The following is a 13013-nucleotide window of genomic DNA, read 5'->3' as shown; positions in this document are numbered from 1 at the left end:
CCCCTCATCGTAGGGCTGCGGCGGCACGAGCGGATCGGCCGGAAGGACGGAACATGCCTCGCGCGTCGCGGCGCCGGATGACGATCTCGGCGACGGCGAGGTTGATCACCCAGCCGGCGGCCATGAGCGCGGCGCGCACGTTCACGTCGGGCTCGCCGAAGAGCAGGAACCACGGGAGCATCGTGAACACCTGCGTGCCGGCCGCCAGGCCGATCGCGTACCCCCGGGTCATCCACGCACTGTGCCGGCGGATGTCGCCGCGACGCACGGCCACGACGGCGACGACGATGCTCGCGGCCATAGCGGTGCCGAACACCAGGCGGATGACGGCGAGCGCCTCTCCGTCGGAGGCGGGGAGGTCGGAGAAGACCGTCAGCCACAGGCCCGACACGGCGGCGAGGAAGCCCGCGGGCGCCGCGATGCGTCCGGAGATGCGATGCCAGCGGTGCCGGCGCAGCGACGGTGCGAACTGCAGGGCGCCGAGCAACGCGAAGACCGTCGCGCCGACGATGTGCACGACGACCGGGGCGGGGAAGACGACGAAGCGCGCGTTGTCGGCCGTCACGACCGGATCGCTCGCGAGCTCGGTGAGCCGCATGCTGCCGGCGACGACCGGCACGAGGCTGAGGAGGATGAGGCCGGCCGGCGCGAGCCACTCCCGGCCGGGGTGCCGGGTCGTGCGCGGAACGGTGGGACGAGCGGATGCTTCGGTCATGACCCGATGCTCGCGGGAACGGTGGCACTCGGCATCGGGCGATCGGCCCGATCGGTCTCATCCCTTCGGCCGAGGCACGCCGCCGTCTCCGTCGGTCGAGTAGGCGCGCCAGCGCCGTGTCGAGACCACGCCCGCGCGACAATGGCTGACATGGATGCCTCCCTCCCCGCCCTCACCGAGATGCCCGCGCCGCAGTACGTGATGTCGGGCGACGGCATCCGCATCGCGACCTACCTGTGGGGCGACGACGACGCACCGACCGTGCTGTGCGTGCACGGCTTCGCCTCGAGCTGCCGCGACAACTGGGTGAACACCGGCTGGGTGCGCGACCTCACCCGTGCCGGCTACCGCGTGCTCGGCATCGACCAGCGCGGTCACGGCGCGAGCGACAAGCCGCACGAGGCATCCGCCTACGGCATGGACGCCTTCGTCGACGACATCACGACCGTGCTCGACACCTACCTGCTCGACACCGTCGTCTATGCCGGGTACTCGCTCGGCGCGCGCGTGGGCTGGCAGGTCGCCGTGCAGCTGCCGGATCACGTCGAGCGCGCCGTGCTCGGCGGCATCCCCGACGGGCGCCCCCTCGCGCGACTGCAGATCGAGCAGGCGCGGGCGTTCGCCGACCACGGCACCCCGGTCGAAGACCAGGTCACCCGCAACTACGTGACCCTGGCCGAACGCGTGCCCGGCAACGACCTGCGCGCGCTCGTCGCGCTCGCCGAGGGCATGCGCCTCGGCGACGCCGACCCCGATGTCGCGCACCCGCCGCTGCAGCCGATCCTCTTCGCCACGGGCAGTGAGGACGCGATCCTCGCGCAGTCGAAGCTGCTGGCGCGCGCGACGCCGAACGGCACGTTCGTCGAACTGCCGGGGCGGCACCATTTCAACGCGCCGGGCTCGCGGGTGTTCCGCGAGGCCGCGCTCGAGTTCTTCGGCGCGCCGGCCGCCTGACCGCCGTCGCGCCTCAGCCTGCCGAGCCCGACGCCGCCGCTCGCGCTGCCGCCGCGGCGCGCTCGACCCACTTCGGTGTCTCGCCGTAGCGCTGGAACGAGACGAGGCGGCCGGCCGCGCTGTCGTCGATGAGCTGCACGAGCCGTCGTTCGCGAGTGGCCTCCTGTTTCGCGGTCAGCACCCAGTGCGTCGCCTGACGGCGGTACGTCGGTGTCGCGGCCTGCCAGAACGCGGATGCCCCGGGGTTCGCGGCCAGCCGCGCGGCGGCCTCGACCGGCAGCTCCTGATCGGGGTTCTCGTGGGAGTAGATGCCCGAGCGGTCTTCGCGCCGTCGCTCGAAGGCCGCGAGGCCCGCCTCGTGCATGCGCCCCTCAACAGTGAGCTGCTCGACGAGCGCGATGTTGACGCTCGACCAGGTGCTCGCGGCCTTGCGCGGGGTCCACCGCTGGCGGCGCGCGTCGTCGTCGATGCGCTGGGAGACCGAGTCGATCCAGCCGAAGCACAGCGCCTCGGGCACCGCCTGCTCCCACGTCAGCCCGCGATCGGGTACGTGCTTCTTGTACAGGCCCATCCAGAGCTCGGTCGCCGTGTCGTGGTTGGCCTCGAGCCACGCGCGGAACTCCTCGGGCGAGGCGAAGAAGCGCGCCGGCCGCTCGGGAGTGCCGCCGGGAGTGCCGATCTCCGTCGTCATGCCCCGAGTCTGCCAGCACCCACTGATGTGCAGGGCCCACGTGCACGAGATCATGCGTTCGAGCTGGTGCGCACGACGGCACCGCGGACTAGTTTGGAGGCGTGTCTGCACCCGCGACCGACGCACGGGCCGCTCACGCCGACGGCGTGGAGCGACTGCTGGCGAGCTATCGGGCGGTGCCGGCGGGTTCGCCGGTGCGACTCGCCAAGCGCACCTCCAACCTCTTCCGGTCGAGGGCCGCGACGGATGCCCCCGGCCTCGACACCTCGGGTCTGACGCACGTCATCGCGGTCGACGTCGAGGCGCGCACCGCCGACGTCGCGGGCATGTGCACCTACGAGGATCTCGTGGCGGCGACGCTGCCGTTCGGGCTCGCGCCGCTCGTCGTGCCGCAGCTGAAGACGATCACCCTCGGCGGGGCAGTGACGGGCCTCGGCATCGAGTCGACCTCGTTCCGGAACGGCCTGCCGCACGAGTCCGTGCTCGAGATGGACATCCTCTCCGGGGCGGGGGAGGTGCTCACGGCATCGCCGACCGAGCATGCCGACCTCTTCCGCGCCTTCCCGAACTCGTACGGCACCCTCGGATACGCGGTGCGCCTTCGCATCGCGCTCGAACCGGTGCTCCCGTACGTCGCGCTCACCCACCTGCGATTCCATGCGATCGACGAGCTCGTCGCCGCGATGACGGCCATCATCGACACGGGCCGGCACGACGGCGTCGACGTCGACTCCCTCGACGGCGTCGTGTTCAGCGCCGAGGAGTCGTACCTCTGCCTCGGCCGGCGTACCGCGGCATCCGGACCCGTCAGCGACTACACCGGACAGCGCGTCTTCTACCGCTCCATCCAGCACGACGACGGCGCTGCACGCGACCGGCTCACGACCCACGACTACCTCTGGCGGTGGGACACCGACTGGTTCTGGTGCTCCGAGGCGTTCGGCGCGCAGCATCCGCTCGTTCGCCGCCTCTGGCCGCGCCGGTACCGAGGCAGCCGCTCCTATGCGAAGCTCATGCGCCTCGAACGCCGCTACGACCTCGGCAACCGCATCGAGGCGCTGAAGGGCCTGCCGCCCCGCGAACGCGTCATCCAAGACGTCGAGGTGCCGATCGAGCGATGCGCGGAGTTCCTCGACTGGTTCCTCGAGCACGTGCCGATCGAGCCGATCTGGCTGTGCCCGCTGCGCCTGCGCGGCGACGACGCCTGGCCGCTCTACCCCCTCGAGCCGCACCGCAGCTACGTGAACGTCGGCTTCTGGTCGACGGTGCCGGTCGGCGCGAGCGAGGGCGAGACGAACCGGCGCATCGAGCGCGAGGTCAGCGCGCTCGACGGCCACAAGTCGCTCTACTCCGACGCGTTCTACGAGCGCGCCGAGTTCGACGCGCTCTACGGCGGCGACGCCTATCGCGCCGCGAAGGTGCGGTACGACCCCGATTCACGACTCCTCGACCTCTATGCGAAGGCGGTGCAACGACGATGACCACGACCAAGGGCACGGCGGCCGAGACGACGGCGACGGGCGACCAGCATGAGGCGACGGATGCCTCGGGCAAGCTCACCCTCGCCGAGATCCTCGAGATCTTCGCCGGCGGCCGGCTGCCGCTGCGCTTCACCGCCTACGACGGCAGCTCGGCCGGGCCGGCCGACGCGGCACTCGGCATCGAACTGAAGAGCCCGAGGGGCACGACCTACCTCGCCACCGGCCGCGGCGACCTCGGGCTCGCCCGCGCGTACATCGCCGGTGACATCGACATCCACGGTGTGCACCCCGGCGACCCCTACGAGCTGCTGAAGGCGCTGGCCGACGAACTCGTGTTCAAGCTGCCGCCGCCGCGCACGATGGCCCATGTCATCCGCTCGATCGGCCTGGAGCACCTGCGCCCCATCGCGCCGCCGCCGCAGGAGGCGCCGCCCCGCTGGCGGCGAGTGGCCGAGGGCCTTCGGCACAGCAAGAGCCGCGACGCCGAGGCGATCCACCACCACTACGACGTCTCGAACACCTTCTACGAGTGGGTGCTCGGGCCCTCGATGACGTACACGTGCGCGTGCTACCCCGACGCCCGGGCCTCGCTCGACGAAGCGCAGGAGAACAAGTACCGGCTGGTGTTCGAGAAGCTGCGCCTGCAACCGGGCGACCGGCTGCTCGACGTCGGCTGCGGATGGGGCGGCATGGTGCGATACGCCGCGCGCCGAGGCATCCGCGCCCTCGGTGTCACGCTGTCGGCGGAGCAGACGGCGTGGGCGCAGCAGGCGATCCTCGACGAGGGGCTCGGCGACCTCGCCGAGGTGCGGTACGGCGACTACCGCGACATCACCGAGACCGGGTTCGATGCGGTCTCCTCGATCGGCCTGCTCGAGCACATCGGGGTGCGCAACTACGCGTCGTACTTCACGTTCCTGCAGTCGCGACTGCGCATGGGCGGACTGCTGCTGAACCACTGCATCACGCGCCCCGACAACCGCTCCGAGCCCGCGGCGAAGGGGTTCATCGACCGCTACGTCTTCCCCGACGGCGAGCTCACCGGCTCGGGCCGCATCATCACCGAGGCCCAGGATGTCGGCCTCGAGGTGATGCACGAGGAGAACCTGCGACTGCACTACGCGATGACGCTGCGCGACTGGTGCGCGAACCTCGTCGCGCACTGGGACGAAGCGGTCGCCGAGGTCGGGCTGCCGACCGCGAAGGTGTGGGGCCTGTACATGGCCGGCTCGCGTCTCGCATTCGAGACCGGCGGCATCCAGCTGCACCAGGTGCTCGCCGTGCGACCCGACGAGCGCGGCGGCAACGGCGACCTCCCGCTCCGGCCGTGGTGGACGCCGTGAGTCACTGAGCAGCCCCGCTCACACGTTCGCGCCCGGCCGATGCGATCGGCCGGGCGCGAATCGTTCAACGCGAACGGGTCAGGGAGCGACCGCGATCGAGAAGATGTGCATCGTCGCGTTCGTGGGCAGTACGACGAAGTCGACCGTCTTGCCCGCCGTCAGCGGCACCGAGTGCGCGAACATGCGGTACTGGTAGGCGGCATCGCCGTAGCCGCTCGGTCGGTTGCGGCCGTTCGTCGAGATCGCGAGTTCGGCGCCGTGCGCATTCTCGTCGTGGAACGACCAGTTCGGGAATCCGATCGCGCCCGAGCTCGTCGTGCCGTCGGTGTAGAAGACGGTCGCCGTGCCGGTCGCGCCGAGGCTCGATCCGGAGCCGAGGAAGACGAGGCGCTGACCCTGCCCGCTGATGCGGAGCGCCTGCCCGGCCGCCGTCACGTTGTCGGCGGTGCCCGGCTGGGACGCCGGCATCGTCAGCGTGGCGCCGAGCGCCTCGAGCGTCGCTCCCGGCGCTGCGCCCACCGCGGCGAGCTGCTCCGCCGAGAACGTGTTGCCCTCGCCGTCGAAGTTGCCGGCGGTCGTCTGCGACAGGGCCGTGATGCCCACGTTGTTGTAGAGCGCGGCGAGCGAATCGGTCGGCGGGCTCGTCGGCATCGCACGGATGCCGGTCGCGCTTCCGGCACCGTCACCGCCCTTGTACGTGACGGTCGCCGTGAAGATGCGCAGCGCGAAGCCGGGGCGCTTCTCGGGGATGCGGATCTGGAACGTCGCGGTCTGCTCGCGGCCGGGCTTGATCGCGTCGAGCTTCTGGCTCGACGGGACGACCTGCCAGCCGACCGGGCCGGCGAACGAGACGGCGACCGAGCTCATCTTCTGCGCCGAATCGTTCGACACCGTGATCTCGACGTCGGCGATCGCCGGCCCGTCGAGACCGACCTCCGGAACCGTGACGGTGATCTCGGGTGCGGGCTCGGCGGCGTCGGATGCCTCGGGTGCGGTGTCGCTCGGCTTCGACGACTCCGGCGCGGGAGCGGTCGATTCGGGCGCTTCGGTGGCCGGTGCATCCGTTTCGGGCGCTTCGGTGGCCGGGGCATCCGATTCGGGCGCTTCGGTCTGCGGCGCGTCGTCGGTCGACGGGGCTTCGGTGGACGCGGGCGACTGCGTCGTCGCCGGCGACTCCTCGGCGAAGGCACCCGCCGCGGTCGACCAGGTGGATGCCGCGAGCACGAGCACGCCGGCGACGGCGGCCCGGCGAAGGAACTTCATGGACATGTTCTTCCTCTCAGCTGATCGATCAGACGACGGCGGGCATGGCGGATCGCGTGGAATCGAGCCCGAGGCGCAGCTTCTTCCACTCGCCGCGCGTGAAGTCGGGCACCTCGACCGGCTTGCCGCCCTTCTCGAGCGACGTCACGCTCAGTGGTACGGGTGCGCACCAGGCGGCGGAATCGTAGACGTCGATGTCGGGCACGAGGCCTGAGCGCATCTGCTGCACGATCCGCCACTGCAGGATGTAGTCCATGCCGCCGTGGCCGCCGCCGGCGGCCGGACCCTCGAGGTCCTTCCAGAGCCAGTGGTCGAACTCCGTGCGCATCGCGCTCGCCCCGCGCCAGGTGTCGCCGCCGTGGTACGGCTCCGCGTAGATGCGGGCACCCGTCGAGTCGGCGCCGACGTAGTCCTCGAAGATGCCGCGGCTGCCCTCGAGCGTGTTGATGCGGCTGTACGGTCGGGGCTGGCTGACGTTGTGCTCGGCGCGGATCGTGCGGCCGTTCGCCGTCGTGATCATGCACGTCACGAGGTCGCCGTTGATGTACTCCTCCTTCCACGAGCGGTGGTCGCGCGGAACGAAGCGCTCGCGGTAGTCGGCGAGGCCGCGCGCCGCGGTCGCCGTCGCGGTCAACGTCTCGAGGCGGTCGCCCCGGTTGATGTCCATGGCCGCGGCGATCGGGGCGAGCCCGTGCATGGGGTAGAAGCTCGCCGTGCTGCGGGTGTGCCAGAGGCGACGCCAGTCGTCGGTGTAGTAGCCGTCGGCGAACAGCAGGGAGCGGAGGTCGTGCAGGTAGCCGCCGTGTCCGCTCGTGACGTCGCCGAAGACGCCCTCGTGCGCCATCTTCAGCATCGCGAGCTCGTTGCGCCCGTACGAGCAGTTCTCGGCGAGGAACAGGTGCTTTCGTGTGCGTTCGGACGTGTCGACGAGGTCCCAGAGCTCGTCGAGCTCGGTCGCGATCGGCAGCTCGATCGCCGCGTGGGCACCCGCGAGCAGGGCGGCCTTGCCGTGCGCGTGATGGAACTCCCACGGCGTCGCGACGTACACGAGGTCGAGCTCTTCGGTGTCGAGCATCTTCTGGAAGGACTCGTCGCTGCCGCCGTACTCGCGAGGTCGCGGCTTGCCCTTGCCGGCGACCCGGTCGGCCGCAATCGTTGCGCGATCGGCACGGATGTCGCACACCGCCGTGACGGCGGTGCCTGGCACGTCGACCCATCCGTTCAGCATGCCCATGCCGCGGTTGCCGAGGCCGATGAGGCCGATCTTGACGACGTCGACGGCCTCGAAGGGCTCGTTCGCCATCGAGGTCGCGCCGCCCTTCCTGGCGGGGATGATCGCCGCGTTGGCGACCGAGGGGACTACGGCGGTGACGGCGACGCCGGCGAGGAGTCCGCCGAGGAGGTTGCGCCGGCTGAAGCCGAATGCCCCCGGATCCCGATCCGCGATGATCGGCTCCTCCGTGGGGCGGGGGGTGGTGAGAAAACGCGTCATGACACTCTCCAAGTCGGTCAGGGAACTCGGTGAAGCTCGGTAATCCCATACCTTGCTGGCCTGATCGATTCGTGTCAAGAGATGATCGAAGATTGCGCCATTCGATCAGTATTGATCAGTCACGGTGCGTGCCGATCGGAGGATGTGGCCGGGTACTGCTGCGCGAACGACGTGTCGCGGCGCGCGGAAAGGCAACCTGATCTGGGGGAGAGCGGGCGAAGATGCGCCCGACCCCAGCGGGTGCACCATGAGCGGATCCTGCTCGTTCGCTCGCGGCACCGGCGGCGAGCGCGGCCGTCAGGAGCGCGAGTCGTCGGCGCTCGCCGCGGCGACGCACGCCTCGAGCGCGACCCACGCGAGCATGGCGCACTTCACGCGCATGACGTACTTCGAGACGCCGTGGAAGGCGATCGCGTCGCCGAGCAGTTCTTCATCGGCCTCGCCCGCGCCCTGCGAGCGCATCATCGTGCGGAACCCGTCGATGAGCTCCCGGACCCGGTCGAGCTCCGCGCCCGCCGCGAGCTCGGTGAGCGCCGAGGCGGAGGCCATCGAGATGCTGCAGCCGTCGCCGGTCCAGCCGATCTCGTCGAGCACGGTGCCGGATGCGTCGAGGCGGATGCCCATCGTGATCTCGTCGCCGCACGTGGGATTCAGCTCGTGGTGCGTCGCGTGCGGCTCGGCGAGTTCGCCGTCGCCGAGTCGTCGCCTGGAGTGGTCGAGGATGAGCTCCTGGTACAGGCCCGAGAGGTCGCTCATGCGCCGACCCCGAAGAAGCCGCGCACCTCGGCGAGCGCCGCCGCGAATCGGCGCACCTCGTCGGCCGTCGTGTAGACGTAGGCGCTCGCGCGCGTCGTCGCCCGGAGTCCGAGCCGCCGGTGCAGGGGCTGGGCGCAGTGATGGCCGACGCGCACGGCGATGCCCTGCGAGTCGAGGAACTGGCCGACGTCGTGGGCGTGCACACCGGGCACGTCGACGCTCACGAGTGCAGCACGCGGGCTGCCGGGCGGCGGCCCGACGAGTCGCACGCCGGCGACGCGCGACGTCTCCTCGACGAGCAGCTCTGCGAGTGCCTCCTCGTGCGCGTGCACGCGCTGCATGCCGAGGCCGTCGAGGTAGCGCACCGCCTCGGCGAGGGCGATCGCCTGCGAGACCGGCTGCGTGCCCGCCTCGAAGCGCTGCGGTGCCGGCAGGAACGACGCCGACTCCATCGTCACGGTGGTGATCGTGGAGCCGCCCGTTCGCGCGGGCGGCAGCGCGTCGAGCAGGTGCTGGCGGCCGTACAGCACGCCGATGCCGGTCGGGCCGAGCATCTTGTGCGCCGAGAACGCGGCGAAGTCGACGCCCAGCTCGGCGAAGTCGACGGGGCGGTGCGGCACCGACTGGCAGGCGTCGAGCATGACGAGCGCACCGTGGCGGTGGGCGAGCTCGACGACCTCGGCGGCGGGGGCGAGGAAGCCGGTGACGTTCGAGACGTGCCCGAAGGCGACGAGCCGCGTGCGGGGTCCGATGACGGATGCCGCGTCGTCGATCGACCACGTGCCGTCGTCGTTCACGGGGATGAAGCGCAGCGTCGCACCCGTCTTCGCCGCGAGGCGCTGCCACGGGATCAGGTCGGCGTGGTGCTCGGCCTCGGTGACGACGATCTCGTCGCCCGCGCCGAGCCGGAAGATCTCTGCCTCCGGCCCGCCGAGGCCGGCCGAGGCATCCGCCATGCCGAGGGCGACCATGTTGATCGCGTCCGTGGCGTTCGAGGCCCAGACGATCTCGCGGCTACCGGCGCCGACGAAGCGCGCCACCGTCTCGCGCGCCTCCTCGAACGCGGTCGTCGAGGTGCCGACGAGGGTCGATGCGCCCCGGTGCACGGCGGCGTTCGCGTGCTCGAGGTAGGCGCGCTCGGCGTCGAGCACGGCGATCGGTCGTTGCGCGGTCGCGCCGGAGTCGAGATAGGCGAGCGGATGCCCGTTCAGCTCCTGGTCGAGGTACGGGAAGTCGCGACGGAGATCCGTCGGCAGCAGACCGTCGATGGTCGTCGTTCGATCGAGGGTCACTGTTCCTCCCAGAGGGCCGCGTAGGCGATCGCCTGCACCCTTCCAGTCTGACGCAGTTTCGATCGGTGATCGCCGTGAGACGGATCATCCGTCATCTCACGCGCCCGGAATGCGTTCGGCGCGCCGGTTCGGATACCGTGGCGGTATGCCCCGGAGCGTGAGTGAGCGCGGCGACCGCGACGACGAGGTCGACCTGCTGATCGACGCCTGGTCGCACCGCCTGCCGGGGGTCGACCTGACACCGCTCGACGTCATGTCGCGGCTCCGGCGCGTGGCGAATCGCCTCGGGCGGCTGCGTGCGGCCGCCTTCAGCGGCGCGGGGCTCGCCGTCTGGGAGTTCGACGTGCTGGCCGCGCTCCGCCGCGAGGACCCGCCGCACGAGTTCAGCCCGGCGCAGCTCATCGAGGCGACCATGATCGGCAGTGCCGCCATGACGAACCGGCTCGACAACCTCACGCGCCGAGGCCTCGTCGAACGCCGGCCGAACCCGCGCGACGGCCGGAGCGTGCTCGTGCGGCTGACCGACGAGGGCGCCACCCGCGTCGATGCCGCCATGCGCACGCTCGCGGAGCGCGAGGCCGAGGAACTCCGCGGCCTCAGCCGCGAGGAGCAGGCGACGCTCGCCGCCCTGCTGCGGCGGCTCGCGCAGGACCCGGAGTGACGGCAGCGGATGCCGCGGCATCCGCCCTCCCGATCGTGTGGGAGGTTGAGAGCATGACGTTCGCGACGCTCGAAGCCGGTGGTTCCACGTTCATCCTTCGGCGTGCGCGGCGCGAGGACCTCGTCGCCCTCGTCGCGCTGATCGCCGCGGATTCGCTGCGCGCCGCCGAGGAGACGCCCGACCCGACCGGGGCGGAGCCCTACCAGCGTGCGTTCGAGGCCATCGACGCCGATGCCGCGCAGACCCTGACGGTGCTCGAGACCGCCGACGGCCGGGTGGTCGGCACCATGCAGCTCACCGTCATCCCCGGGCTCGCGCGCCGTGGGGCGACGCGGGTGCAGATCGAGGCGGTGCGCGTGTCCGAGGAGCTGCGGGGCCTCGGCCTCGGCTCCGCGATGATCGCGTGGGCGATCGGCCATGCGCGCGAACAGGGAGTCTCGCTCGTGCAGCTGACGTCGGACGCCCGCCGCGTCGACGCGCATCGCTTCTACGAGCGGCTCGGGTTCGCGGCATCCCACGTGGGGTTCAAGCTCTTCCTCTGAGCTGCTCCGTCCGCGGGCGGCTGACACGAGTGGCACGACGTGCCTATTGTGCACGACGTGCACATCGGCGAGGATGGCTGCACTGTCCGCCGATGAATCGGAGCTGCGTCGAAGATGACCGAGAACATGACGATCGACCTGCTCGTGGTCGGATCGGGAACCGGGCTCGCCGCCGCCCTCTCCGCGCACGAGCAGGGCGCCGAGGTGCTCGTGGTCGAGAAGACCGCGTTCGTCGGAGGCTCCACGGCTCGATCGGGCGGGGCGTTCTGGATCCCCGCCAACCCGGTGCTCGAGGCGTCCGGCGCGAAGGACTCGCTCGAGCGGGCCCGCGAGTACCTGAGCGCGGTCGTCGACGGAACGAGTCCGGCGCCCCGCTGGGAGAGCTTCCTCGAGCACGGCGCCGACACCGTGCGCATGCTCGAGCGCACGACGCGCATGCGGTTCGCATGGGCCCAGGGCTATTCCGACTACCACCCCGAACTGCCCGGCGGCTCGCCCGCGGGCCGAAGCTGCGAGTGCCGACCGTTCGACGTCGCACGGCTCGGCGCCGAGCGAGCACGGCTGCGGCCCGCCGTCATGGAGGCGCCGCTCCCGATGCCCGTGACCGGCGCCGACTACAAGTGGCTGAACCTCATGGCCAAGTCACCGGTGCGCGGCTTCGGCGTCGCGATCAAGCGCGCGATCCAGGGCATCGGCGGCAAGCTCATCGGGCGCGAGTACGCCGCAGGAGGTCGCGCGCTCGCCGCGGGGCTCTTCGACGGCGTCGTCCGCGCCGGCATCCCGGTGTGGACGGAGGCGGGCCTCGAGCGACTCGTCACCGATGGCGACGGGGCCGTCGTCGGCGCCGTCGTCACGCGCGACGGCCGGGAGATCATGATCACCGCCCGCCGCGGCGTGGTGCTCGCCGCCGGCGGGTTCGACCACGACCTCGCATTGCGGCGAGCCGCGCAGTCAGCTGCGCTCGAGGACTGGAGCCTCGGCAGCGACGGCAACACCGGCGACGCGATCCGCGCCGCGCAGGAACTCGGCGCGGGCGTCGCACTGATGGACCAGGCCTGGTGGTTCCCCGCGATCGCCCCGCTGCCCGGGGAGCGTCCCGTCGTGATGCTCGCCGAGCGCTCGCTGCCCGGCTCCTTCATCGTCGACGGCGCGGGCACGCGATTCCTCAACGAGGCCGAGGACTACATGTCGTTCGGTCACGACGTGCTCGAGCGCGAGCGCGAGGGACGGCCGGTCGGCGCCATGTGGCTCGTGTTCGACCAGGAGTACCGCAACAGCTACCTGCTCGGCGGCCAGGTGTTCCCGCGCATGTCGCTGCCGAAGGCCTGGTACGAGCACGGCATCGCCGTGCGGGGCTCCTCGTGGACGGAGCTCGCGGAACGGATGGGCGTTCCGACCGTCGCGCTGGGAGAGACGGCCCGCCGTTTCGACGAACTCGCCGCAGCCGGCGTCGACGACGACTTCGGTCGCGGCGCCAGCGCCTACGACCGCTATTACGGCGACCCCACGATCGCGCCGAACCCGAACCTCCGACCACTGAACCCGGCGTCGCTGTACGCCGTGCGCGTCGTGCTCTCCGACCTCGGCACGTGCGGCGGCATCACCGCCGACGCAGCGGGGCGGGCGCTCGCCGAAGACGGCGCGCCGATCCGCGGCCTCTACGTGATCGGCAACGCGGCGGCCAACGTCTTCGGCGAGAGCTATCCGGGCGCAGGCGCCACGATCGGCCAAGGTCTCGTCTACGGGCACATCGCCGCGAGTCATGCGATGGCGGCGCGAACCGTCGACTCCCAGCGCTGAACTCCGTCGCGCGGGGGATCCGC

Annotated in this window: 12 protein-coding genes; 6 read left to right on the top strand and 6 right to left on the bottom strand. The window is 71.2% G+C overall.

Annotation, left to right across the window (positions count from 1 at the left end; all coding sequences use genetic code 11):
• Positions 1 to 4 precede the first annotated feature (4 nt).
• On the bottom strand, positions 5 to 715 hold the full coding sequence (locus tag ASD23_RS01510) for a DUF2306 domain-containing protein (RefSeq protein WP_056005321.1): 711 nt from the start codon (positions 713 to 715) through the stop codon (positions 5 to 7).
• 150 nt (positions 716 to 865) lie between these two features.
• On the opposite strand from ASD23_RS01510, the gene ASD23_RS01505 reads away from it, so the two are divergent.
• On the top strand, positions 866 to 1669 hold the full coding sequence (locus tag ASD23_RS01505; protein ID WP_056005318.1) for an alpha/beta fold hydrolase: 804 nt from the start codon (positions 866 to 868) through the stop codon (positions 1667 to 1669).
• Between the two features lie 13 nt (positions 1670 to 1682).
• Here ASD23_RS01505 and ASD23_RS01500 read toward each other — a convergent pair whose 3' ends face one another.
• Entirely contained in the window at positions 1683 to 2360 is a 678-nt protein-coding gene (locus ASD23_RS01500) for a YdeI/OmpD-associated family protein (RefSeq protein WP_056007559.1), read from the bottom strand.
• A gap of 101 nt (positions 2361 to 2461) precedes the next feature.
• On the opposite strand from ASD23_RS01500, the gene ASD23_RS01495 reads away from it, so the two are divergent.
• Both ASD23_RS01495 and ASD23_RS01490 read left to right on the top strand, forming a co-directional pair.
• Positions 2462 to 3841, top strand: a complete 1380-nt coding sequence (locus ASD23_RS01495; RefSeq protein WP_056005315.1) for an FAD-binding oxidoreductase — start codon at positions 2462 to 2464, stop codon at positions 3839 to 3841.
• Positions 3838 to 5184 (top strand): class I SAM-dependent methyltransferase, encoded by a 1347-nt coding sequence (locus ASD23_RS01490; protein ID WP_082571087.1) that lies wholly within the window; start codon positions 3838 to 3840, stop codon positions 5182 to 5184. The genes ASD23_RS01495 and ASD23_RS01490 overlap by 4 nt, the downstream gene beginning before the upstream one ends.
• A gap of 78 nt (positions 5185 to 5262) precedes the next feature.
• Here the strand turns inward: ASD23_RS01490 and ASD23_RS01485 are convergent, their stop codons facing one another.
• The 4 genes from ASD23_RS01485 to ASD23_RS01470 all read right to left on the bottom strand — a co-directional run bounded on the left by ASD23_RS01485 (position 5263) and on the right by ASD23_RS01470 (position 9987).
• On the bottom strand, positions 5263 to 6447 hold the full coding sequence (locus tag ASD23_RS01485) for an NEW3 domain-containing protein (RefSeq protein WP_082571226.1): 1185 nt from the start codon (positions 6445 to 6447) through the stop codon (positions 5263 to 5265).
• Positions 6448 to 6475: 28 nt separating this feature from the next.
• On the bottom strand, positions 6476 to 7939 hold the full coding sequence (locus tag ASD23_RS01480; RefSeq protein ID WP_082571086.1) for a Gfo/Idh/MocA family protein: 1464 nt from the start codon (positions 7937 to 7939) through the stop codon (positions 6476 to 6478).
• Positions 7940 to 8236: 297 nt separating this feature from the next.
• Entirely contained in the window at positions 8237 to 8695 is a 459-nt protein-coding gene (gene sufU / locus ASD23_RS01475) for a Fe-S cluster assembly sulfur transfer protein SufU (RefSeq protein ID WP_056005312.1), read from the bottom strand.
• Positions 8692 to 9987: a SufS family cysteine desulfurase gene (locus ASD23_RS01470; protein ID WP_235507598.1), complete on the bottom strand. Its 1296-nt coding sequence runs from the start codon at positions 9985 to 9987 to the stop codon at positions 8692 to 8694. Before ASD23_RS01470 ends, sufU begins: the two co-directional genes overlap by 4 nt.
• Positions 9988 to 10132: 145 nt before the next feature.
• On the opposite strand from ASD23_RS01470, the gene ASD23_RS01465 reads away from it, so the two are divergent.
• The 3 genes from ASD23_RS01465 to ASD23_RS01455 all read left to right on the top strand — a co-directional run bounded on the left by ASD23_RS01465 (position 10133) and on the right by ASD23_RS01455 (position 12990).
• The gene (locus tag ASD23_RS01465; RefSeq protein ID WP_056005308.1) at positions 10133 to 10648 is read left to right on the top strand and encodes a MarR family winged helix-turn-helix transcriptional regulator; all 516 of its coding nucleotides are present in this window, start codon (positions 10133 to 10135) and stop codon (positions 10646 to 10648) included.
• A 53-nt stretch (positions 10649 to 10701) separates the two neighbouring features.
• On the top strand, positions 10702 to 11190 hold the full coding sequence (locus tag ASD23_RS01460) for a GNAT family N-acetyltransferase (RefSeq protein WP_056007541.1): 489 nt from the start codon (positions 10702 to 10704) through the stop codon (positions 11188 to 11190).
• 114 nt (positions 11191 to 11304) lie between these two features.
• Positions 11305 to 12990: a 3-ketosteroid-delta-1-dehydrogenase gene (locus tag ASD23_RS01455; protein ID WP_056005305.1), complete on the top strand. Its 1686-nt coding sequence runs from the start codon at positions 11305 to 11307 to the stop codon at positions 12988 to 12990.
• Positions 12991 to 13013: the final 23 nt, after the last annotated feature.

The organism is Agromyces sp. Root1464 (assembly GCF_001427265.1).
GTDB lineage: Bacteria > Actinomycetota > Actinomycetes > Actinomycetales > Microbacteriaceae > Agromyces > Agromyces fucosus.
The sequence above is the reverse complement of the archived record's forward strand: the minus strand, read 5'-3'. Positions and strand labels throughout refer to the sequence as shown.

What these genes read in the sequence shown, in the direction of transcription:
- ASD23_RS01510 (WP_056005321.1), bottom strand. Translation starts at nt 715, where the DNA reads ATGACCGAAGCATCCGCTCGTCCCACCGTTCCGCGCACGACCCGGCAC.
- ASD23_RS01505 (WP_056005318.1), top strand. Translation starts at nt 866, where the DNA reads ATGGATGCCTCCCTCCCCGCCCTCACCGAGATGCCCGCGCCGCAGTAC.
- ASD23_RS01500 (WP_056007559.1), bottom strand. Translation starts at nt 2,360, where the DNA reads ATGACGACGGAGATCGGCACTCCCGGCGGCACTCCCGAGCGGCCGGCG.
- ASD23_RS01490 (WP_082571087.1), top strand. Translation starts at nt 3,838, where the DNA reads ATGACCACGACCAAGGGCACGGCGGCCGAGACGACGGCGACGGGCGAC.
- ASD23_RS01485 (WP_082571226.1), bottom strand. Translation starts at nt 6,447, where the DNA reads ATGAAGTTCCTTCGCCGGGCCGCCGTCGCCGGCGTGCTCGTGCTCGCG.
- ASD23_RS01480 (WP_082571086.1), bottom strand. Translation starts at nt 7,939, where the DNA reads ATGACGCGTTTTCTCACCACCCCCCGCCCCACGGAGGAGCCGATCATC.
- sufU (WP_056005312.1), bottom strand. Translation starts at nt 8,695, where the DNA reads ATGAGCGACCTCTCGGGCCTGTACCAGGAGCTCATCCTCGACCACTCC.
- ASD23_RS01465 (WP_056005308.1), top strand. Translation starts at nt 10,133, where the DNA reads ATGCCCCGGAGCGTGAGTGAGCGCGGCGACCGCGACGACGAGGTCGAC.
- ASD23_RS01460 (WP_056007541.1), top strand. Translation starts at nt 10,702, where the DNA reads ATGACGTTCGCGACGCTCGAAGCCGGTGGTTCCACGTTCATCCTTCGG.
- ASD23_RS01455 (WP_056005305.1), top strand. Translation starts at nt 11,305, where the DNA reads ATGACCGAGAACATGACGATCGACCTGCTCGTGGTCGGATCGGGAACC.